At 66.2% G+C, this 21764-nt stretch carries 23 protein-coding genes; 22 read left to right on the top strand and 1 reads right to left on the bottom strand.

Annotated features, from left to right (window positions below; genetic code table 11):
- Nucleotides 1-39 precede the first annotated feature (39 nt).
- The 20 genes from AC6LJ5_RS06295 (at nucleotide 40) to AC6LJ5_RS06200 (ending at nucleotide 19370) form a co-directional block, all read left to right on the top strand.
- Nucleotides 40-405 carry an integrative conjugative element protein, RAQPRD family gene (locus tag AC6LJ5_RS06295; protein ID WP_019484548.1) on the top strand — a complete coding sequence of 122 codons (366 nt, stop codon included), beginning with the start codon at nucleotides 40-42 and terminating at the stop codon, nucleotides 403-405.
- On the top strand, nucleotides 402-641 hold the full coding sequence (locus AC6LJ5_RS06290; protein WP_010792128.1) for a TIGR03758 family integrating conjugative element protein: 240 nt from the start codon (nucleotides 402-404) through the stop codon (nucleotides 639-641). Before AC6LJ5_RS06295 ends, AC6LJ5_RS06290 begins: the two co-directional genes overlap by 4 nt.
- A 22-nt stretch (nucleotides 642-663) precedes the next feature.
- The gene (locus tag AC6LJ5_RS06285) at nucleotides 664-1032 is read left to right on the top strand and encodes a TIGR03745 family integrating conjugative element membrane protein (protein ID WP_019484549.1); all 369 of its coding nucleotides are present in this window, start codon (nucleotides 664-666) and stop codon (nucleotides 1030-1032) included.
- Nucleotides 1033-1044: 12 nt separating this feature from the next.
- Nucleotides 1045-1455: a TIGR03750 family conjugal transfer protein gene (locus AC6LJ5_RS06280; protein ID WP_019484550.1), complete on the top strand. Its 411-nt coding sequence runs from the start codon at nucleotides 1045-1047 to the stop codon at nucleotides 1453-1455.
- Nucleotides 1452-2144, top strand: a complete 693-nt coding sequence (locus AC6LJ5_RS06275) for a PFL_4703 family integrating conjugative element protein (protein WP_498140068.1) — start codon at nucleotides 1452-1454, stop codon at nucleotides 2142-2144. Before AC6LJ5_RS06280 ends, AC6LJ5_RS06275 begins: the two co-directional genes overlap by 4 nt.
- The gene (locus AC6LJ5_RS06270; protein ID WP_023083168.1) at nucleotides 2141-3055 is read left to right on the top strand and encodes a TIGR03749 family integrating conjugative element protein; all 915 of its coding nucleotides are present in this window, start codon (nucleotides 2141-2143) and stop codon (nucleotides 3053-3055) included. The genes AC6LJ5_RS06275 and AC6LJ5_RS06270 overlap by 4 nt, the downstream gene beginning before the upstream one ends.
- Nucleotides 3045-4478, top strand: a complete 1434-nt coding sequence (locus AC6LJ5_RS06265) for a TIGR03752 family integrating conjugative element protein (protein WP_023083167.1) — start codon at nucleotides 3045-3047, stop codon at nucleotides 4476-4478. Before AC6LJ5_RS06270 ends, AC6LJ5_RS06265 begins: the two co-directional genes overlap by 11 nt.
- Nucleotides 4459-4893: a TIGR03751 family conjugal transfer lipoprotein gene (locus AC6LJ5_RS06260; RefSeq protein ID WP_023083166.1), complete on the top strand. Its 435-nt coding sequence runs from the start codon at nucleotides 4459-4461 to the stop codon at nucleotides 4891-4893. The genes AC6LJ5_RS06265 and AC6LJ5_RS06260 overlap by 20 nt, the downstream gene beginning before the upstream one ends.
- Nucleotides 4893-7781: a conjugative transfer ATPase gene (locus AC6LJ5_RS06255; RefSeq protein WP_023083165.1), complete on the top strand. Its 2889-nt coding sequence runs from the start codon at nucleotides 4893-4895 to the stop codon at nucleotides 7779-7781. The genes AC6LJ5_RS06260 and AC6LJ5_RS06255 overlap by 1 nt, the downstream gene beginning before the upstream one ends.
- Nucleotides 7782-7794: 13 nt before the next feature.
- Nucleotides 7795-8538 carry a DsbA family protein gene (locus AC6LJ5_RS06250; protein WP_019485626.1) on the top strand — a complete coding sequence of 248 codons (744 nt, stop codon included), beginning with the start codon at nucleotides 7795-7797 and terminating at the stop codon, nucleotides 8536-8538.
- Nucleotides 8539-8733: 195 nt separating this feature from the next.
- Nucleotides 8734-9228: a RadC family protein gene (gene radC, locus AC6LJ5_RS06245; protein ID WP_003292123.1), complete on the top strand. Its 495-nt coding sequence runs from the start codon at nucleotides 8734-8736 to the stop codon at nucleotides 9226-9228.
- 268 nt (nucleotides 9229-9496) lie between these two features.
- Complete coding sequence (gene mblB / locus AC6LJ5_RS06240) at nucleotides 9497-10657, top strand: anti-phage 6A-MBL system MBL-fold protein (protein WP_019486741.1); 1161 nt, start codon at nucleotides 9497-9499, stop codon at nucleotides 10655-10657.
- 8 nt (nucleotides 10658-10665) lie between these two features.
- Nucleotides 10666-12915 (top strand): anti-phage 6A-MBL system cap2_3 protein, encoded by a 2250-nt coding sequence (gene cap2-3, locus AC6LJ5_RS06235; RefSeq protein ID WP_196495448.1) that lies wholly within the window; start codon nucleotides 10666-10668, stop codon nucleotides 12913-12915.
- 13 nt (nucleotides 12916-12928) lie between these two features.
- Nucleotides 12929-13795, top strand: coding sequence for a ComEC/Rec2 family competence protein (locus AC6LJ5_RS06230; RefSeq protein ID WP_206695754.1), 867 nt, complete (start codon nucleotides 12929-12931; stop codon nucleotides 13793-13795).
- The gene (locus AC6LJ5_RS06225; protein WP_010792116.1) at nucleotides 13792-14469 is read left to right on the top strand and encodes a hypothetical protein; all 678 of its coding nucleotides are present in this window, start codon (nucleotides 13792-13794) and stop codon (nucleotides 14467-14469) included. Before AC6LJ5_RS06230 ends, AC6LJ5_RS06225 begins: the two co-directional genes overlap by 4 nt.
- 216 nt (nucleotides 14470-14685) lie before the next feature.
- On the top strand, nucleotides 14686-15123 hold the full coding sequence (locus tag AC6LJ5_RS06220) for a TIGR03757 family integrating conjugative element protein (RefSeq protein ID WP_126526782.1): 438 nt from the start codon (nucleotides 14686-14688) through the stop codon (nucleotides 15121-15123).
- A complete protein-coding gene (locus AC6LJ5_RS06215) occupies nucleotides 15120-16064 on the top strand; it encodes a TIGR03756 family integrating conjugative element protein (RefSeq protein WP_023083162.1) in 945 nt (314 codons plus the stop codon). Before AC6LJ5_RS06220 ends, AC6LJ5_RS06215 begins: the two co-directional genes overlap by 4 nt.
- 10 nt (nucleotides 16065-16074) lie before the next feature.
- Nucleotides 16075-17481 carry an integrating conjugative element protein gene (locus AC6LJ5_RS06210; protein WP_023083161.1) on the top strand — a complete coding sequence of 469 codons (1407 nt, stop codon included), beginning with the start codon at nucleotides 16075-16077 and terminating at the stop codon, nucleotides 17479-17481.
- On the top strand, nucleotides 17478-17831 hold the full coding sequence (locus AC6LJ5_RS06205) for a hypothetical protein (RefSeq protein WP_003140982.1): 354 nt from the start codon (nucleotides 17478-17480) through the stop codon (nucleotides 17829-17831). Before AC6LJ5_RS06210 ends, AC6LJ5_RS06205 begins: the two co-directional genes overlap by 4 nt.
- Nucleotides 17832-17846: 15 nt before the next feature.
- Nucleotides 17847-19370, top strand: a complete 1524-nt coding sequence (locus AC6LJ5_RS06200) for a conjugal transfer protein TraG N-terminal domain-containing protein (protein WP_023083160.1) — start codon at nucleotides 17847-17849, stop codon at nucleotides 19368-19370.
- A gap of 7 nt (nucleotides 19371-19377) precedes the next feature.
- Here AC6LJ5_RS06200 and AC6LJ5_RS06195 read toward each other — a convergent pair whose 3' ends face one another.
- Nucleotides 19378-19743 (bottom strand): DUF3742 family protein, encoded by a 366-nt coding sequence (locus AC6LJ5_RS06195; RefSeq protein WP_023083159.1) that lies wholly within the window; start codon nucleotides 19741-19743, stop codon nucleotides 19378-19380.
- Between the two features lie 229 nt (nucleotides 19744-19972).
- On the opposite strand from AC6LJ5_RS06195, the gene AC6LJ5_RS06190 reads away from it, so the two are divergent.
- Together AC6LJ5_RS06190 and AC6LJ5_RS06185 are read left to right on the top strand one after the other, a co-directional pair.
- Nucleotides 19973-20731: a type IV toxin-antitoxin system AbiEi family antitoxin domain-containing protein gene (locus AC6LJ5_RS06190; RefSeq protein WP_017462895.1), complete on the top strand. Its 759-nt coding sequence runs from the start codon at nucleotides 19973-19975 to the stop codon at nucleotides 20729-20731.
- On the top strand, nucleotides 20724-21644 hold the full coding sequence (locus AC6LJ5_RS06185; protein ID WP_019486756.1) for a nucleotidyl transferase AbiEii/AbiGii toxin family protein: 921 nt from the start codon (nucleotides 20724-20726) through the stop codon (nucleotides 21642-21644). Before AC6LJ5_RS06190 ends, AC6LJ5_RS06185 begins: the two co-directional genes overlap by 8 nt.
- Nucleotides 21645-21764 lie beyond the last annotated feature (120 nt).

The following is a 21764-nucleotide window of genomic DNA, read 5'->3' as shown; positions in this document are numbered from 1 at the left end:
CACAGCATCTGGCCATCCGCTTCAACGGGGAATGGCACGATGGGACAGACCAAACGCCGCGCATCCGCATGGCCTTCGCTGGCCGTGCTGTTGGCCGTGTCGTTCTCGGCCCTGCAGCCTGCCGTCGCCGCCGACGGCGTCGCCATGGAGCGTGAGCAGCTCACCGCGCTCGCCCGCCAACTCGACCTGATCGACCGCCTCGCCGAGCACGCCGCCAATACCGCTCCGCAGGAACGCGCCCGCTACCACTTCGACTACGCCCGACTGCGCGCCGACCTGAAGCGCGTTCGCGCCGGCTTGCAGGACTACCTCGTGCCCCAGCGCGCCCAGCCGCGCGATCCCGTCCCGCTGGCCGGCGATTACGTCCACCGCGACCGCGCCGACGACGAGGAGCCGTCGCCATGACGCCCTCTGCCGATCAGGTCGCCGCCTTCCAGGCCAACGGCGGCTTTGCGCCTTCGGCCGTCTCTGCCGTGGTGCTGGGCTTCGTGTTCGCCGTGTTGCTGCTGTGGGGCGTGTGGGCCATGCGCACCGCCTACGTCGGCTGGGCCGAGCACCGCATCACTGAACGTCAGTTCCTCGCCGTCGTCGTGCGCTTCGTGGCGATGTACCTGGTGCTGACCTTCTTCCTCCTCTCCTGACCGTCACGAAAGGCCATACGCCATGAACATGCCACCGACACCCCATCGCATTTCGTCCCGCATCGCCGCACCGCTGCTGCCGCTGGCGCTCGCAGGCCTGCCGCTGTCGGCCTTCGCGCAGGGCCTGCCGACCATGGAGGACCCTTCGCGCGGCCAGGGCAGCGGCATCCTGCAGACCTTGCAGAACTACGGCTACGACATCGTGCTGCTGATCGCGCTGCTGGTGGTCGCATCGATGTTCGTCGGTGTCTGCTATCACGCCTACACGCGCTACTCGGAGATCCACACCGGCCGCGCCACCTGGGGCCAGTTCGGCCTGACGGTCGCCGTGGGCGCGATCCTGCTGGTGGTCGGCATCTGGCTGCTCACCAAGGCCACCGGCGTGCTGTGAGGGCGGCAAGCGATGGCCGTCCCCTCGGAGACCCCGCAAGACACGCTGGTGAGCTTCCTGCCGCACCGGCTGAATCGCCAGCCGGTGGTCGTGCGCGGGCTGACCGCCGACGAGTTGTGGATCTGCGCCGGCCTGTCGGCCGCAGCCGGATTCGCACTCGGCCTGCCGCTGGCCTGGCTCACGCACAGCATCGCCATGGTGCCGACGCTGATCGTCGCCGGCATCGCGCTGGGCGTCTTTGTCGGCGGTGGCTTCCTGCGCGCGCAGAAGCGCGGCCGGCCCGACACCTGGCTGTACCGGCAGCTCCAGTGGCGGCTGGCCCTGCGGCACCCGGCGCTGGCAGCGCTCCTGGGCGGCCGGCGCCTCATCACCCGCTCGGGCTACTGGACGACCCGGCGCAACGCCGATCGAGGGGCGCCATGAGCCGTTTCAGGAACGAGGTTGCGCACCTGCAGGCGCATGTGAAGACGCTGCGTCTGGGGGCCGGCGCACTGTTCGTGGTGGCGCTGCTGCTCGGCTTCGGTTGGTGGGGTGCGCCGAAGAGTCTGACCATCCATGTGCCGCCGGACCTGCGCTCGGGCAGCACGCGCAAGTGGTGGGACGTGCCGCCCGAGAGCGTGTATGCCTTCTCGTTCTACATCTGGCAGCAGGTGCAGCGCTGGCCCACGAACGGCGAAGAAGACTATCCGCGCAACCTGCGCGCGCTGTCGGCCTACCTGACGCCGGGCTGCCGGGCCTTCCTGCAGCAGGACTACGAGTACCGGCGCGCCAGTGGCGAGCTGCGTCAGCGCGTGCGCGGCATCTACGAGATTCCCGGCCGCGGCTACGGCGATGATCCGGCCACGCGCGTCAAGGTGGTCTCCGACCGCGACTGGATCGTCACGCTCGACGTGAGCGCGGACGAATACTACGGCTCCGAGCAGGTCAAGCGCGCCCTGGTGCGCTACCCCATCAAGGTCGTCCGGCTGGACATCGACCCCGAGCGCAACCCCTTCGGCCTGGCGCTGGACTGCTACGCCAGCGCACCCCAGCGCATCGAACCGCCGCCGACGCCGACCCAGGCCGGCGTGCCCGCCAACGCCCCCGGCCACCTGCAGGGAGACTCCCCATGAAGCCCGTTGCCTTGTCGGCCCTGGCCAGCGTCCTGCTGATCCTCGGTGTCGTGCCGGCCAGCCAGGCCGTGGAAATCCTGCGCTGGGAGCGGCTGCCCCTGCCGGTGCCGCTGGTGGTCGGCCAGGAGCGCGTGGTCTTCATCGACCGCAATGTGCGCGTCGGCGTACCGGCCAGCGTCGGCGACCATCTGCGCGTGCAGAGTGCGGGCGGCGCGATCTACCTGCGGGCGAGCGAGCCGATTCCGCCCACGCGGCTGCAACTGCAGGACGTGGAATCCGGCGCGCTGATCCTGCTCGACATCGCCGCCGAGCCGGCGAAGGACGGCCAGGCGCCGCTGGAGCCGGTGCGCATCGTGGAAGCGGAGGCCCCCGCGAAGCGCTACGGCGGCGGTGCAGCAAGTGGCGCGGACGAGCAGGCCGATGCGCCCGCAGACAAATCCGTTCCCCGGCGCGAAACGCCGGTATCGGTCGTGCTGACGCGCCATGCCGCGCAGAACCTGTACGCGCCGCTGCGCACCGTCGAGCCGGTCGCCGGCATCGGGCGCGCAAACCTGCGCCGCGGCCTCGCGCTGGACACCTTGCTGCCGACACTGCCGGTGCATGCGCGGGCACTGGCCGCGTGGCGCCTGGAAGACCAGTGGGTGACGGCCGTGCGGCTCACCAATACCTCGGCGCGCTGGCTCGACCTCGACCCGCGCGCCCTGCAGGGGAACTTCGTGGCGGCGACCTTCCAGCATCCGAACCTGGGGCCGGCCGGCACCGCGTCCGACACCACGGTGCTCTACCTGGTCACGCGCGGCCACGGCCTGGCCGAGTCGCTGCTGCCGGCGCTGAGCCCGATCGACGCCACCGTGAACCTGCCGCCGGCCGCTGCGGCCGGTTCGACCGGAGGAGCGCGCGATGAAGAGTAATCCGCTGCTCAAGTGGCTGCTGATCCCGATGGCGCTGCTGCTGGTGTTCGTCGGCATCAAGCTGTTCTCCGGCGCCCCCGGCGGCCAGCCCGCCCCCAAGGGCGCGGCCAGTACGCTCACGCCCGAGGAGATGAAAGCCCTGGGCATCGCAGGCGACACGCCGCGCGATACCGTCGCCACGCTGGTGGCCCAGGTGAAGCAGTTGCGCACCGAGCTGCAAAGCGCGCTCGGCGACAACAAGCAGCACAAGGCCGAGAACGAGCGCCTGCGTGCCCGGGAAAGCGCGATCGACCAACGCATCCAGAGCGCGCTGGAAGGCGAACGCAACCGCCTGGAGCAGGAGCGTAACCAGGTGGCCAGCGACAGGCAGCAGACCCAGGGGCTGCTGCAGGATCTGCAGCGGCAACTGGACGGTCTTTCCGGCAAGGGTGGCCCGTCCGACCTGCCCGTCGGGCTGGGACTGGAAGAGGGTGACGGCAAGCGCTTCAACCGCGGCGTCGGTGGCACGCAGTGGGTCGAGCCCGACGATGCCAAGGTCGACGCCAAGAACGGCAGCAAGGAGCCGAGCTTTCCCCTGAGCTTCGGGCCGGCCCAGAAGAGCCTGTCGGCCGCAGTGGAATCCGTCGCCGACGTCGGCAGCCGCGCCGTGGGCGCATCCACGAAGGCTGTCTACACCGTGCCGTCGAACTCGACGCTCATGGGGTCGATTGCCATGACGGCGCTGATCGGGCGCGTGCCGATCGATGGAACCGTCAACGACCCGTACCCGTTCAAGGTGCTGATCGGCCCGGACAACCTCACGGCCAACGGCATCGACATCCCCGACGTGGCCGGCGCCGTGGTCAGCGGCACGGCCTCGGGCGACTGGACGCTCTCGTGCGTGCGCGGGCAAATCCGCTCGGTCACGTTCGTGTTCCAGGACGGCACCATCCGCACGGTGCCGGAGGACAGCAGCAAGGGCAGTAGCAGCGGCGGCAACTCGGGGCACAACGGCGCCAGCATCCAAGGCGGCCTGGGCTGGATCAGCGACCCCTACGGCATTCCGTGCGTCAGCGGCGAGCGGCGCAGCAACGCCCAGCAGTACCTGGGCAGCCAGGCACTCATCACCGCGGCCGGCGCCGGCGCCGCTTCGCTCATCAAGTCCGACAACGGCAGCGTGGCCGTGGTCGCCAACAGCAACGGCTCGCTGGGCACCGTCGGCATCAGCGGCAACGAAGCGATGGGCCGCATCCTCGCGGGCGGCGTGCGCGACATGGCCGATTGGGTCAACAAGCTCTACGGCCAGGCCTTCGCGGCGGTCTACGTGCAGCCCGGCGCCAGGGTGGCCGTGCATCTGGAGCAGCCGCTCGACATCGACTACGACGCCAAGGGGCGTCGGGTCCACCACCGCACCGGAGAAGCCCATGCCTCGGATCTGGATTGACGCGGCCGCCGTGCTGCTGGCGGCCACCCTGCTCGGCGGCTGCGCCACCAGCAAGGAGAAGCTGCTGCCACACGGCGACAGCACCATGCTCGACATCTGGCATCAGGAGACCGGCGGCAGCGCGGGCGGCGGCCAGGCCGCGCGGCAACTGCTCGATGCGCGCCAGGGCCTGCGCCGGCCGCTGGCCGATGCCGATGTGCAGGCGGCGCCCGGCGTGCAGGCGCGCTACACCCGTACCGCGCAGAACGAGATCTACCGCCAGTTCCACCGCCTGCCGAATCCCGACCTGGTGATGTACGTGTTCCCGCACCTGGCGGGCACCGACCCGGTGCCGGTGCCCGGCTACAGCACGGTGTTCCCGCTCTACCAGCGCGTGCAGTACGCGATGCCGGGTGAACGCGTGGAGGACTACTGATGGCCTGGTCGCTGCCGTGGTCACGCAAGCCCGACGCATCGCCTGCTGACGCCGTGGATGCGACCGATGATGCCTGGGCACGGCACGTGGCGGCCTTGGTGGCACAGGGTGTCGCCGAGCCGGGCAGCGCGCTCGGCCGGGGCCGGCGCAGGCCGGCCACCCAGGCCGACCACGATGCGCTCTATGGCGTCGCGCCGTCGTTCGCGGACTTGCTGCCCTGGGTCGAGTACCTGCCCGGCAGCAAGTGCATGTTGCTGGAAGATGGCCAGTCGGTGGCGGCCTTCTTCGAGCTGGCGCCGGTCGGCACCGAGGGCCGCGAGATGGCCTGGCTGTGGCAGGCGCGCGATGCGCTGGAGAACGCCCTGCAGGACTCCTTCGACGAGTTGGACGACAACCCCTGGGTGGTGCAGCTCTACGCCCAGGACGAGGCCAACTGGGACAACTATCTGCGCTCCCTGGCGAACTATCTGCAGCCGCGTGCGCAAGGCAGCGCATTCAGCGACTTCTACCTGCGTTTCTTCGCCCATCACCTGCGGGCCATCGCCAAGCCGGGTGGCCTGTTCGAGGATACTGCCGTGACGCGCCTGCCTTGGCGCGGCCAGGTCCGGCGCGTGCGCATGGTCGTCTACCGCAGCACGTCCGCGGCCCCGGCCTCGCGGCGCGGCCAGTCGCCCGAGCAGGCGCTGACGACGATCTGCGACCGCCTCGTCGGCGGGCTGGCGAATGCCGGCGTGAAAGCCCGGCGTCTCGGCGCGGCGGACATCCACGCCTGGCTGCTGCGCTGGTTCAACCCGAATCCGACTTTGCTCGGCGCCACTGCCGAAGATCGGGAACGCTTCTACGCGCTGACCCGCTACCCGGAAGAGCGGGAGGAGGGCGAGATCGAACTCGCCAGCGGCACCGACTTCGCGCAGCGCCTGTTCTTCGGCCAGCCACGTTCGGACGTGCCCAACGGCCTGTGGTTCTTCGATGGCATGCCGCATCGGGTGATCGTGATGGATCGTCTGCGCACGCCGCCGGCGACCGGCCATCTGACCGGTGAGACGCGCAAAGGCGGCGATGCCATGAACGCGCTGTTCGACCAGATGCCCGAGGATACGGTGATGTGCCTGACGCTGGTCGCCACACCCCAGGACGTACTGGAGGCGCACCTCAACCACCTCGCCAGGAAGGCCGTCGGCGAGACCCTGGCCTCGGAGCAGACCCGGCAGGACGTGCAGCAGGCGCGCGGGCTGATCGGCAGCGCGCACAAGCTCTACCGTGGCGCGCTGGCGTTCTACCTGCGCGGCCGCGACCTGGCCCAGCTCGATGCGCGCGGCCTGCAGCTCGTCAACGTGATGCTCAACGCCGGCCTGCAACCGGTACGCGAAGAGGACGAGGTGGCGCCGCTGAACAGCTATCTGCGCTGGCTACCGTGCGTGTTCGATCCGGCTGCCGACAAGCGCCAGTGGTACACCCAACTCATGTTCGCGCAACACGCGGCGAACCTGGCCCCGGTCTGGGGTCGCAGCCAGGGCACAGGGCATCCCGGCATCACGTTCTTCAACCGAGGCGGCGGTCCGATCACCTTCGATCCGCTGAACCGCCTCGACCGGCAGATGAACGCGCATCTGTTCCTGTTCGGCCCCACGGGTTCGGGCAAGAGCGCGACGCTCAACAACATCCTGAACCAGGTGACGGCGATCTACCGGCCGCGCCTGTTCATCGTCGAGGCGGGCAACAGCTTCGGCCTGTTCGGCGACTTCGCGGCACGGTTGGGTCTCACCGTGCATCGAGTGAAGCTCGCGCCGGGCGCGGGCGTCAGTCTGGCGCCGTTCGCCGACGCCTGGCGCCTGGTCGATACGCCGAGCCAGGTACAGACGCTGGACGCCGATGCGCTCGACGAAGACCAGACCGATGCCGGCATGGCCGTGGAAGGCGACGAGCAGCGCGACGTGCTCGGCGAGCTGGAGATCACTGCACGGCTGATGATTACCGGCGGCGAGGACAAGGAAGAAGCGCGCATGACGCGCGCCGACCGCAGCCTGATCCGCCAGTGCATTCTCGATGCGGCCCAGCATTGCGTGGCGGACAGACGCACGGTGCTCACGCGCGATGTGCGCGAGGCACTGCGCGAGCGCGCCCGCGACGCCACGCTGCCGGAGATGCGGCGCGCACGGCTGCTGGAGATGGCCGACGCCATGGATATGTTCTGCCAGGGCGTGGACGGCGAGATGTTCGACCGGTCCGGCACGCCGTGGCCCGAGGCGGACATCACCATCGTGGACCTGGCCACCTTCGCGCGCGAGGGCTACAACGCCCAGCTCTCGATTGCCTACATCTCGCTCATCAACACCGTCAACAACATCGCCGAGCGCGACCAGTTCCTGGGCCGACCGATCATCAACGTGACGGACGAAGGCCACATCATCACCAAGAACCCGCTGCTCGCGCCCTACGTGGTCAAGATCACCAAGATGTGGCGCAAGCTCGGCGCCTGGTTCTGGCTCGCCACGCAGAACCTGGACGACTTGCCGAAAGCGGCCGAGCCCATGCTCAACATGATCGAGTGGTGGATCTGCCTGTCGATGCCACCCGATGAAGTCGAGAAGATCGCGCGCTTCCGCGAACTCAACGCTTCGCAGAAGGCGCTGATGCTCTCGGCACGCAAGGAGGCCGGCAAGTTCAGCGAGGGCGTCATCCTGTCCAAGTCGATGGAAGTGCTGTTCCGCGCTGTGCCGCCCAGCCTCTACCTGGCGATGGCGATGACCGAGCCCGAGGAGAAGGCCGAACGCTTCCAGTTGATGCAGCAGCACGGCATCAGCGAGCTGGATGCCGCCTTCCGCGTGGCCGAGAAGATCGACCGTGCGCGGGGCATCGAACCGCTGGCGCTGGACACGTTGGCCTGACGGGAGCGACACGATGCGCATGCCTTCCTTCGCCCGCCGTCATCCCCGGATCGGTCTGCTGATCGTGGTGACGATTGCGGTGGCCTCGTGGATGCTGCTGCGCGCGCCGCAACCGGCAACCGAGTCCATGCCCCTGGCCGCCGCCGGGTCCGAAGCGTCGAAACCGGCCGGCCCGCCCTGGCTGTATGGCCGTGCCGATGCGCGCTTCACGGTGGTCGGGTACGCCGACCTGGAGTGTCCGTACTGCCGGGCCTACTTCCCCGCGCTCAAGCGCTGGATCGACGCCCATCCCGAGGTGAACTGGCAGTGGCACCACCTGCCGCTGTCCATGCACGAGCCGGCCGCGACTGCCGGGGCACGCCTGGCGGAGTGCGCGGGCGAGACGGGGGGGCATACCACGTTCTGGCAGGCCGTGGCGTGGCTCTACGCGAACACCCGTGGCGACGGGCAGGGTGTGCCGGCGAGCCTGCACTATCCCGAGCTCACGCCAGCCATGCAGGGCTGTCTCGAGAGCGATCGCCCCGATGCCGTCATCCGTGCTCAGGCGGTGGAAGCCGCGGAGCAGGGCATCGCGGCCACACCGGCCTTGCAACTGCGCGACCGCGAGACCGGCAAGACCCTCCTGCTGCACGGGCCTGTCGAAGGTGATGCCTTGCTGTCGGCCATCGACCTGCTCGCCGCCAGCGGTACGACCGTTGCCGAACCTGCCCATTCCGAAGACATGCCCACCGGCGGTGCCGGTGACATGCCCAGGTAGCCATCGATCTTCAAGGCTGCGGCGCGGCTCGTCCGCGTTGATCGAAACCCGTTCGCATCGCATCCCTTGACGCGAACGGCCACCGCATCCGCGGTGGTGGATGCCCGCTCGTCACCCGTTCCATCCCCATCGTCCCCAGGAGGGTTTGCCCTCCAGGGGCAGGCGCCCTCCGATCTCATCCATTGGAGGTTCGCCATGTCTCTTGTCATCGCCGACTCCCGCCCGGAGTCGCTCACCCTGATCGCCGCCCAGCACGAAGACTGGATCATCCGGCAGGCCATCACCCTGCTGGAGAACCGCGTGTTCAAGGCCGGTCCAGCGCTGGGCAGTCCCGCCGCCGTGCGCGACTACCTGCGCCTGAAACTGGTCGCGGAGCCGAACGAAATCTTCGCCGTCGTGTTTCTCGACAACCAGCACCAGGTGCTCGCCTTCGAGCCGCTGTTCAAGGGCACGGTCGACCAGACTTCGGTGTATCCGAGGGTGGTGGTCCAGCGTGCGCTGGCGCTCAACGCTTCGGCGCTGATCCTGGCGCATCAGCATCCCTCGGGGAACACCGAGCCCTCGGCCGCTGATCGTGCGATCACCGAGCGGCTGAAGAGCGCCCTGGCCACCGTCGATGTCCGGGTACTGGATCACTTCATCGTCGGCAAGGGCAGCCCGTACTCGTTCGCCGAAGCCGGCTTGTTGTAGTCCGCACCGCAGGCGTCCCTTCCGGGGCGCCTGTGGAATTTCTAGCCGGCATGGACGCGGGGCCGTGGCGTCCCAATGACGGACCACTGGGGTCACCCAGCTACTCAGGCGGTATTGCCTGCACGACGCACCTTTTGCGACGCACCTCGCTTGACAATCTACATATAGTGTGTTGATCGTCAGTGGATTCGTATATATAGTGTTAGCACTCTCGGTGGTAGAGTGCTAAATAGCAAAGCTGCCACTTATCCTGAACAAGGAGTACTCCGTGGCAGACGTGCATAAGGTTGTCTTTTACCCGGTCGGAAACGGGGACACCACCCAGATTGTCCTGTCTGGCGGCCGCCGCGTTCTCTTCGACTTTTGCCACCGCGATAGAGCCGAAGATACCGACACCCCGGAAATCGACCTGAAGTCCCGTCTCAAGGACGAACTGAAGGCAGTCGATCGCGACTACTTCGACGTGGTGGCTTTCACTCATGCGGACCTGGATCACATCCAAGGCAGCACCGACTTCTTCGAGCTTCAGCATGCCAAGAAGTACCAAGGCGAAGGCCGGATCAAGATTCGGGAGCTTTGGGTTCCAGCCGCCATGCTGCTGGAGGAGGCCGACAAGGACCATCAGCAGGAAGAGTTTGTACTGCTCCGGCAAGAGGCGCGACACCGCCTACTGGAAGGCAAGGACATCCTTGTGTTCTCGAAGCCGAAGGCGCTCGCCGATTGGCTCGAACCTCGACTGAAAGAACGGGGAGAAGCGGCTTCGGCGCGCGATCATCTCTTCATAGACGCCGGCACAATTGTCCCCGGATTCTCGCTGGCCAGCGATGGGGTTGAGTTCTTCTGCCACTCGCCTTTCATCAAGCATTGTGACGAAGGAGACATCATCCGCAACCGCGCCTCGCTGGTGTTCAACGTACGTTTCCTGGCAGATGGCGCGTATTACGACTACCTGGAAGTGGGCGATGCCACCTGGGAGGAAATGGAAGACATCGTCCGCACGACGAGGTACCACAAGAACGATGATCGCCTCGCCTGGGATCTGTACAACATCCCGCACCATTGCAGCTATCTGGCACTCAACGAGGAAGGCCAGAAAGGCGACAAAGAGACTGAGCCGAAGCCGCTGATCAAGGAACTGTTGCTCCAAGGGAAGCGCGACGCCTACATCGTCAGTTGCAGCAAGCCCATTCCAGACATCAAGGAGTCCTACGAGCAAGTGCAACCACCGCACATCCAAGCCCGCAACACCTACGAGCGCTACTTGAAGGAAGTCGGCGGACGCAAGTTTCTGGTGACGATGGAGGAGCCGAACGCCAACAAGCCAGAACCGATCGTTTTCGAGATTGCCAGCGGCGGCGTTACCTGGAAGCGTTCAGCGTCCATCGGCGCGCCGGCCATCATCACCTCAACTCCGCCGCGCGCAGGCTGACGAGCTGGATGATGCCGGATGCGTACCACGAGCTCGCTAACGTCGTAGAGGTCAAGGACGCCAGCGAACTAACGATCCCCCGTGCGAAAGCGCTGTTTGGCGCGGTCCAGCGTCAGCGCGACTATTCGCTTGTCCAGATTCTCCGCCATCCCGTTGACGGCGATCCGACGCTCGAATGTCTCGTCGTGGAGGTCGAGTGTGACGACGTACCGCCGAAGAATCCGGTCGGCATCCGGTACCGTGAGCGCTTGGCGCTGTGTGTCCCCAATGACCCCAAGAGGCTGATCGAGGTGTTGGCGCTGCGTCAGGACTTCCCGATCCTGATGCATCAGAACCAAGGCGTACCCGGCACCCCTGCGAGCCTATGCCTGTATTTCGAGCCAGCCGGAGCGGTAATGCGCACCTGGACGCCCGAAGCATTCCTTCGTCGCATCCAGTGGTGGCTGGAGAAGAGCGCCCGAGGCGAGCTACACGCGGCGGACCAGCCGGTTGAGCATCTCTTCTTTGCCAGCAAGTACGAACTCGTTCTGCCGTGGAATCTGACCGAACTCCGCAAAGATCCCGCTCTGCGTTTCGCCATCGTTCTCCGGCATGAACGCCCTGACGGCGGTTTCACTTGCTTTCTGGAACCCATTGCGAAGACCGCCCCGCGTGTCAAGACGACCAAGCACATTGAACTGGCGCTGCCCCCCATCGTGCACGGCCTCGTCGAGCGTGATCCTGTAACGCTGGGGCAACTGGCGGATGTACTGGCACGACGCGAGGTAGACCTGATTGGTCCTCTACGGGAAGCGCTACAGGCTGACATCGATGAAGCAGGCACGACCGCCTCGGCTGACGACAAGGGCACGATCATCCTCTTGCATATCCCCATTCGCCGAAGCGTCGATGCCGAGCCCGATGGCGTCGCGCATCGGGCATTCCTCGTACCGATTGGCGGCCTCGAACTCGGCATCGCCTGCGGTGCATTGTTTGTCCATGAAAAACGGTACTACAAGGACCTGCTGAACCAGCAACCAGCAACGGCATGGCGCGAGCAGCCCATCCTGCCCATGGCTGTCCTGACTCAAAACGACCGAACGGCGGCGATGCGTCAATCCGGGGTCACGGAAGAAGGGCCAGCGGGCGTATTGGTCGGCGCAGGCTCGCTCGGCAGCGCGCTGCTAAATCTATGGGGCCGCAGCGGCTGGGGACGTTGGACGGTTATCGACAAGGATCACATCAAGCCGCACAACCTCTCTCGGCACGGTGCCTACGCGCAACACATTGGCGAGACCAAGGCCACGGTGGTCGCAGGATTACATGCCGCCGCAATGGAAGGAGCGACCGAGATTGTCCCAGTAGTGGCTGATGGCTGCGACTTTGCACAGGCGGATGTTGCACAGGCGCTCGCCGGCGCCGCACTGGCCATCGACGCCTCGACCACACTTGAATACCCACGAGCGGCCAGCGTGGTCGATACCCTTCCGCGACATTTCTCCGTCTTCGTCACGCCGAACGGCAACGCTGCAGTGCTGCTTGCCGAGGATGCGAAGCGGATGCAACGGCTTCGCACACTGGAGGCGCAGTACTATCGCGCACTGATCCAGCAGGACTGGGGGAGAGTCCACCTCGACGGCCACGCGAGCACCTTCTGGAGCGGGGCGAGTTGCCGCGACATCTCACTCGTGATGCCTTACTCGCGCATCCTGGGCCAGGCAAGCACGCTGGCGGAGCAGATCCAGGCCGCTGTGGCGCGCGAGGATGCCCTGATTCGGATCTGGCAACGCGATCCTGCGCGTGGCGGCGTCGAGGTGCATGATGTGCCAGCAGTGCCCGAGCGGCGTATCGCGCTGGGTGAGCTTGACCTCTACATCGACGACGGTGTCGAACAACAGTTGCGGGTTTTGCGCCAGCAAAGCTTTCCCAACGAAACCGGTGGCGTGCTGCTCGGGTACTACGATTTCAACATCAAGGCTGTTGTCATCGTCGCCGGTTTGCCAGCGCCCTCCGACAGCAAGGCCAGCCCCGACTCCTTCGAGCGTGGCGTCGCCGGACTTGCTGAAGCGGTCAAGGACGCCGCCAAGCGCACCGCGGGCATGGTCGGCTACGTCGGCGAATGGCATAGCCATCCGCCTGGCCACTCCGCATCTCCGAGCCGGCACGATCTCGTGCAACTCGTCCATCTGGCACTCGGCATGGCCGATGACGGCCTGCCGGCTGTTCAGCTCATCGTCGGAGAGCAAGACCTGCAAATCTTGCAAGGTGCGGTGCAGTGATATGCCAGGCGAGATGATCTTGAAGATATGGGACGTTGAACATGGCGCCTGCGCCATGCTCACACATCGCTCTGCCTACGGCGTGGAAGGGCGCCTGGCGATGATCGACTCGGGTGACAACAGCACCACAGGCTGGAAGCCGAGCACCTACATCAAGCACTACCTGAAGCGCAACGTTCTGGACTACCTGTTCGTGACGAATGCGGACCTCGACCACATCAGCGATCTGAACAACCTGTGGAAAGAAGGAATCACGGTATCCACGTTCTTCCGCAATCGCAGCGTGTCACCCGAAGTCATGAGGATCATCAAGGAGGCCAGCGGCGAACTGACCGAGGACATCGAACGATACTTGGACATTCATGCTGGCTACGTCTACCCCGTGGACGTCCCCTTCGATGAGAGTATGGGAGGCATCTCGGTGCGGACGTTTTGGAACTCGACGCCACCCTTTTACGACACGAACAACCTGAGCATGGTGGCATTCTTCAAGTACGGGCCATTCAAGATTCTGTTTCCCGGCGACCTTGAGGAAGACGGATGGCTGGCGCTGCTCGAACAGCCGGCATTTCGAGCTGAGCTCATCGACACGACCGTGCTCGTGGCATCCCACCACGGCCGAGAGAACGGCTACTGCCGGGCGCTATTCGACTACTGTCACCCGCGAGCGATCGTGATGTCCGACAAAGCAATCGTCCATGATACGCAGGGGATGACTCAGACCTATCGCCAGCGCGTCATAGATCACTGGCCGAACGGAGTTCTTGTCGCCACGACTGGAAAACAGCGCCGTGTGCTCACGACGCGACGCGATGGCTGGATTCAATTCAACGTCAATGATCGTGGCGATTTCACCATCTATACGGAGTGCTATGGATGAGGGACACCAAAAACTACGGCAGCAAGACACTCAAGGGCCGCAACCTCGCATGGCTGGTGGCGACGCTCATCCTGGACTTTCTCGTCCTTCTGGTCCTTGCCTTCCACACCGCGATCGAGGATCTGACGCCGACTCGACTGGCGGCCGTTCGCGCCAGCCTGACCGCACTGTTGCCGATCCCGGTGCTGATCTTCTCGTCGCTGATTTCGGCCGACCACAAGGCCATCCTCGTATTCTGGCGCTGCAAGCATCCGTTGCCGGGTTCGCGTGCCTTTTCCGTGCACGCGCCGGCGGATCACCGCATCGACCTGACGAAGCTGAAAAAGAACGTCGGCGAGTTCCCTGTGGGTGAACGCGACCAGAACGCGAAGTGGTATGGCCTCTACAAGCAGGTCGATTCAGACCCCTCGGTCGTGGACAGCCACAAGAACTATCTGCTGTTCCGCGACATTGCCGCGATGTCGCTGCTGCTCGTGCCCATAGTTCCCGCGGTGATGTATTTCAGTGGGTTGGATACGCCTCGCATTCTGATCTCGACCGCTTGGTTCCTGGGTCAATATCTGGTCGCGGCATTCGCTGCGCGCACGACAGGCATCCGCTTCGTGCAGAACGTGCTGGCCGTGCATGCCAGCCGGAAAGTGACGAACTCGCGGAAGAAGGAGGCTGATGGATAGGTTCTGGTGCAGCCTCGTACACAAGGTCCTCCAGATGGCAGCGTATTGATCTTGACGGGAGCTTCCAGCTTCCCCGTTTTTTGCATCCTGAGCAGCCCATAACGCTCGCTGCTGTTGTCGCGTCAAACCGGAGAGTGCCGATTCCGGTTTGACAGTCGCTTCCATCGCCCCCCTGGAGTCGACTACCCACCCTGATCGTTTTCACGGTGGCTCGACATGCCAGCTCCCATATCCAACCCATTTGTAGCGCAGTGGCGCCTGCTTGCGGCCGGACTCTTGGCTGTGCTGCTCGGCCCCTCCGCCTGGGCCGCCGATGTGCTCGTCGTCACCGACAGCCGTCATCCGGTGCAGGCCCCGGCCGGCGTGCGGATCATCGAGCTGGACCAGGCCACGCGCATCAAGGTCGAACTCGCCGCGCACCTGCCGGCCGACCCGCAACAGGCCGCAGCCCTGGTGCGGCAGCGGTTGCATGACGGCGGCGAGGCCCTTCAACGCCGCATCGGCCACGCCTACCAAGGTGTCGCGGATGCCTGGGGACTGGGCATCGCCAAGATTCCCGCCGTGGTGGTCGATCGACGCTATGTGGTCTACGGCGAGCCCGACGTGTCCCGCGCCGTCGCGCGCATCAACGCCTACCGGAGCGCGCAGCCATGAGCCTCCTGCTGGCATGCCGCCGCCTGCGCGCCACCGTCGCCTCGCTGCTGCTGAGCGCGGCCACGTCGACGTTCGCCCTGGACACCGCCACCATCGTCTCGTCGGCGCTGTCCCCCGACTGCCTCGAATACCGCGTGGTCGGAATCTGCTACTGGCTGTACTGCACGCCCTTCGGCTGCTCGGTGCGCACCTCCGTCAAGGTGCGCCACTACGTCCCCGATGCGGTGGTGTCTAGCTACTCGAATACCGGAGAAAACCCGTGGCTGGAAGTCAGGGCGATGAGCATGCCTAACCCGACCGCGAAGGCTGGCGGTGACGGCACGACCAATCACGACAACGAGAACAACCTCGCCAAGTTCAAGAACGCCGATGTCATCGGCCATCCGGCCGGGATGGTGTTCAGCCAGTTCGCCAGCGCCTCCGGCTACACCTGCGAAGGCGCGGGCACGGCCTTCATGCCGTATCTGCTGAGCACGCTCGACACGATCGCCTGGCGCTACAACATCCCGGAAGCGTTCTACCCCGAAGCGCTCATCCCCGGCCGGCGCGAAATCGGTACGCGCACCGGCCTGAACCTCTGGGGCAACGTGTATCCCCGCGGCGGTTTCTTGCACCAGACCGACGACCACAAGAGCGGCGCCGTGGTCGCGCAGCGCGCCGGCGACATCGTGACGCGCCGCAACCAGATTCACGTGTACCAGCCTCTGCTGGCCAACGCCCGCGACGGCTACTGGCCGGCCGGCGCGCTGATGGAGACCGACGCCTCGACGGGCAAGTGGCAGGAGCTGACGCCCACGCTCTCGAACAGTTGCGTGGTCTTCCCGCACAGCCGCACCCGCGTGCAGGCCCAGCAGGGCGACTACGCCTGGGCATTGTGGCGGCCGTACTCCTGCTGCCGGCGCCGTGGCCAGGTCTTCCTCGGCAGCGTCGATTTCATGTGAGGAACCCACGATGAACGCCTCCCTCCCTGACTTCCTGCGCCGCGCGAAGCCGCACCTGCGGGTCACGCTGCTCGTGGCGGTCATCACGCTGGTCGTCGGCGTCGCCTGGGCACAGACCCGCATCGACCCCAATGGCGTGAACGTCAGCGGCAGCGTGATCGGCGACGACGTGCTCTACAGCATCGGCGGCGGCCGGGCCGTGTCGATGGGGGGTGCCGGCAACATGCAGAGCATCGGCGTCGGCGTCGGCTGGAACAGCAACCTGATCTGCGGCGACATGAGCATCACCACGACGCTGCAGAACCAGCTCAACGGCATCACCAACGGCTTCCAGACGATCATGAGCAACGTGATCCAGAACGCCACCAGCGCCGTGGCCTCGCTGCCGGCGCTGATCATCCAGCGCGCCGACCCGGGCCTGTACAACCTGCTCACCAACGGCATCCTGCAGGCGCGCCTGGATTTCGACCGCTCGAAGATGACCTGCCGGGCCATCGCCAATCGCATGGCGGACATGGCCGGCGGCCAGGCCGGCTGGGACCAGCTCGCCGAGGGGATGGCGCTGCGGGATGCGGTCAGCAGCACCGACGCCGTCTCCGCCATCGAGCGGGCCGAGTCCAACAAAGGGAACAACGGCGTGCCATGGGTCGGCGGCGGCAACGCGGGCGGCTCCGGTCAGAGTTCGATCAAGGTGGTCGGCGATGTGACGCGCGCGGGCTACAACCTGCTCAACGGGCGCAGCGCCACCGATACCTCGTCGATCGCGCGCAGCGCCTGCGGCAACCGCCTGACCTGCCAGACCTGGTCGTCGCCCCAGGCGGCCGCGGACTGGGCGACCCGCGTGTTGGGCGAACGCGAGCAGCGCACCTGCGAAAACTGCACGAAGACCCAGACCACGCCTGGCGTCGGGCTGACGCCAATGATCCAGGAAGAGTACGAGACCAAGCTGCAGGCGCTGCAGGAACTGGTGACGGGCGCCCGGCCGACGACGCTGGCCAATCTCGACGCAGCCGGCAGCAGCTCGCTGCCGATCACCCGCGGCGTGATCGAGGCCCTGCGTGACGAACCCGACCAGGACGTGCTGGGCCGGCGCCTCGCGTCCGAGGCGGCGCTGTCCAGCGTGCTGGAGAAGGCCCTGCTGCTGCAACGCACGTTGCTGACCGGCAAGAAGGAGCCGAACGTCGCTGCCAACGAGCTGGCCGTGCAGGCGGTCGACCAGGAGAACAGCGCGCTGGAGCAGGAGATCAACAACCTCAAGACCGAACTGGAGCTGCGCCGCACGCTGGCCGGCAACTCGGCGATGGCGATCATCCAGCGCCACAGCACCCGCGCGGCCGGCTCGCGCGGCGTCTTCGAGGGCGACACCACACGCGACCGTCTGCGGGAAGTCCAGAAGCCGCGGAGCGGTACGCCATGAGCCGGCTGGCCTGGCTGCGGCTGCCATGGCTGTTCAACCGCCGCGTCGGCGTGGCGCTGCTGTGGACCTTGCTGGTGGCCGCCGCCGCGGTGGCGGTGAACATCGCCGGCATCCACGTGGTCGGCGGCGTCGAGGGCTGGCAGCACTGGCTGCAGGCGCACGCCGGCCACTTCTTCGTGTGGCGGCTGTGCCTCTACGGAGCGACGGCTTACGGCTGGTGGTGGATGCGTCGGCGCCTGTTGCGGCGGGAGCCGTCCCGCGAGACGCATCAGCGCCTGCTGCGCACGGCGATCGCGGCCGTGATCGCCGTGGTCGCGCTGGAAGTCAGCCAACTGTTGCGGCACGGCTGAGACCGGGAGGCAGGCATGACGCTCTACACCACGGACTACCTGGAGTATTACCTGACCCTGGTGGCTTGGGTGGTCAACAACGGCATCTGGAGCATTCTCGTGGCCAGCGGCGTGTTCGCGCTGCCGTTCGTGGCCATCGTGATCCAGGAGTGGCTCAAGGCCCGCAGCGAAGGTGCGGACGAAGGCAACAAGGGCGTGCTGTCGTCGATGCGCATCGAGAACCGGGTATGGGTGGCGATCGTGGTCATCATGTTCGCCGGCATCCCGTTCATCCCGGTGGATCTCGCCACGATCAGGTTCGACACCACGCGCTCCGCGCAATGCCAGGTCAACGTCCCGCTGCCCAACGACACGGGCTGGTCCAACGTCTACACGGCGCTCAACGACCAGAGCGCGCTGGTGCCGGTGTGGTGGTTCTTCATGCACGCGCTGTCGAAAGCCGTGACGGGCTCCGCGGTGGCAGCGATTCCCTGCGGCACGGACCTGCGTCAGATTCGCATGGATGTGGATGCCACGCGCATCGACGATCCGGTGCTGGCACAGGAGGTCGCCGACTTCACGCACGACTGCTACGGGCCGTCGCGCGCCAAGCTGTTCATGAACCGGCCGACGCTCTCCGACGAGCAGATGAACGACGTCACCTGGATCGGGTCGAGTTACTTCCTCGACACGCCCGGCTTCTATGACACCTATCGCGCCAAGACCCCACGCACGGCCTGGCCCTACGACGCGACCCGCGATGCGGGGCTGGCACAGGTGGACAGCGGCGGCGGCTATCCGTCCTGCCGGCAGTGGTGGGCCGATGGCGGCCAGGGACTGCGCAGCCGGCTGCTGGCACAGGTCGACCCGGACCTGCTGACCCGCATCGGGCGCTGGGTGGGCTTCCTGTCGCAGAGCGAGGTCAATGACTCGGTGATCCGCGCCGTCGTCTCACCGCGGCAGCAGAAGATGAACCAGGGCGCCGTCTACACCGATTACGGCGGCCAGATCGACAAGACGCTGCCGAACATCGTCACGCGCGGCGCGAGCGACCTGGGGCTGACCGTCGGCTCGCTGGGCTTCTTTCCGGCGATGGACGTGGTGCGCCAGGCGCTGCCGATGGTGCTGACGATGCTCAAGATGGCGCTCGTCATCTGCATCCCGCTGGTGCTGCTGATCGGCACCTACGACCTGAAGACGGTGGTGACGGTGAGCTGCGTCCAGTTCGCGCTGTTCTTCGTGGACTTCTGGTTCCAGCTCGCGCGCTGGATCGACAGCACGATCCTGGACGCGCTCTACGGCTGGGGGTTTGGCGCCGACAGGCCGCACACGAACTTCGATCCGCTGATCGGCTTGAACAACGCCTTTGGCGACATGCTGCTCAACTTCGTCATGGCGATGATGTTCATCGTGCTGCCGACGTTTTGGGTCATGGCATTGGCTTGGGCAGGCGTTCGCACGGGAAATATCGTGCAGGGGTTGTCCACCGCCACCTCGGACGCCAAGGGCGCTGGGGGGCGTGGCGCTGGTATGGCAATGAGCGCCGTATCGAAGAAGTGACCGCCGTTCAGTCGTCGTCGGTCACATGCGGGTCGATGCGCCAGTCGCTCTTGTCATAAAGCCCGAAGCCGTTGGGGCCTTCCCTCCACTCGGGTTGCGGTTCCTCTTGATCAGAGTCGTCGTGCTGCACGAGCCATGCAGCAGTCACCGCAAAGGCAAGCAGCAGGGCCAGCCAGAACGCGGAGTAGAGCAGCGCACCGAGCACGGCGAGCTTGACGATCCAGAGCACCGCCGTCGCCGCGCCCGCGGGCACCCCGCGCGTCACCAGCCAGCCGGCGACACGCTGCTCGCGGCGGAGGTATCCACGCCAGGCACGGCCAGCCCCCCGGCCCAGCCGGTGGCTCCAGCGCCCGTTGTGCGTGTTGGTGCTCATGCTCATATGCCTCGGCTTCAGTGGTGCCTCACCTCGCGGAGCGGCCGGTCGTGGCCTGCCCTCCAGCATAGACCGCGATCAGGAGGGCGGGTTGCGGCCGGCAGAGCCGGGTTGGCTCGGGCCGCAGGTCGATTAGATTCTGAGCGATAAATCAAACCTTATGCTACTTTCCCTGCACGTTCTTGCAATGGCTCTAGGGGTCGATTGGATTCTGTGTTATTTTTATAGCATGAATGGAAATTCTCGGCACCAGGTAATCAAGCGACTGCAGGCGGGACTCCCCCGTGGGGCGCCGTTCGACCTTGCCACCCTGAGCCAGTTCGGGGTGTCGCCCCAGCTCGCCGCCCACTATGCCGACGGCGGGTGGCTCGTGCGCCTGGCCCATGGCGTCTATGCCTTCCCGAACGATGAGTTCGGGGTCTACGGTGCGCTGAAGTTCCTGCAACAGCGCGTGCCCGGCCTGCACGTCGGCGGCAAGAGCGCCCTGGCCCTGCAGGGGGTGCGGCACAACCTGGGCAGCCGGGAGGCGCTGGTGCTGTGGGGCGACGGTCGCTTCGCGTTGCCGGCCTGGTTCACTTCGCGCTTTCCGGCCCGCTACGTCCACGCCCGCCTGTTCGACTGGCCGGACACGGCGCTGGCCGGCAAGACCCTGACCACGCCGCCTGGCCTGCCCGAGGATCTGCGGGTGGCAGCCCCCGAGCGTGCCGTGCTGGAGCTGCTGTACGAAGCCGGCGTCAAGCAGAGCCTCGAAGAGGCCCGCAACCTCTTCGATGGACTGCGTTCCCCCCGCAAGGACTTGCTCGGGCAACTGCTGTCCTGCTGCGCCAGCGTGAAGGCCGTGCGCCTGTTCCTGACCTGGGCGCGCGAGACCAGCCTCGTGGACGTCGATGCCCTGCTGGAGCAGTACCCGGTTCGCACCGGCAGCAACACGCGCTGGATGAGCCGGCTCGATGACGGCACCTTGCTGAGCCTGAGACCTCATGGATAAGACCTACGCGGACACCGTTCGCCTGCTGCTGGCCGTCGCGCCCGACGTGTTCGCCAACGACATCTTCGCCATGAAGGGCGGCACGGCCATCAACCTCTTCGTGCGGGACATGCCGCGCCTGTCGGTGGACATCGACGTGGTGTACCTCCCGTGGCAGACGCCGCGCGACGAAGCGCTGCAAGCCATCAACCAGGAGCTGGCCGCCATCGCCGCGCGCGTTGCGCCACTGGGCGTGCAGACACGCCTGGTTCGCGCCAAGGACCTGGGAGACACCAAGCTGATCGTCGAGAACGACGCCAGCCAGGTGAAGATCGAGGTCAACGTCGTGTTCCGCGGCAGTGTGCTGCCCGTCGAGCGGCGGCCGCTGAGCGCCAAGACCAGCGATCTGTTCGGCGTCGAGTTCGAGCTGCCGGTTCTGGCACCGGACGAGCTGTACGCCAGCAAGCTGGTGGCCGCGCTGGATCGACAGCACCCCCGCGACCTGTTCGACGTGTGGCAGCTCTACGAATCGGGCGACATCAGCGACGGCATGGTCGAGTGCTTCGTGATCTATCTGGCGGGCCACAACCGGCCGCCCCACGAAGTGCTGTTCGGCAACGACAAGGACATCGCCGGCGAGTACGAGCGGGCCTTTGTCGGCATGACCGAAGTGGACTGCTCCCTGGAGACGCTGCTCGACGCTCGCGCCAGGATGCGGCGCGAGCTGCCACAGCGACTGAGCACCGCGCACAAGCAGTTTCTGAGCGGGCTGGCGCGCGCAGAACCGGACTGGTCGCTGGTGCAGTGCCAGCACGCCGCGCAACTGCCGGCACTGCGCTGGAAGCTCGCCAATCTCGAAACCTTCCGCAAGCGCCGTCCCGACGACTTCGCAGCGCAATCCGCCGCCCTCGACACCGGCTTGGGCCAGAGCTGACGAACATCCCGCAGCTACCGGCTTGCCGGGATTGCCCCATGCCGCATTCATCGTGGCACCCGCGCAGCAGCGGCCCTATACCCAAAAGCTTCCGACAAAGGCCAAAGGGCTGGGAAGGGG

The sequence above is a fragment of the Achromobacter sp. 1011791174 genome (assembly GCF_059760925.1).
This window is presented reverse-complemented; position numbering and strand designations above follow the sequence as displayed.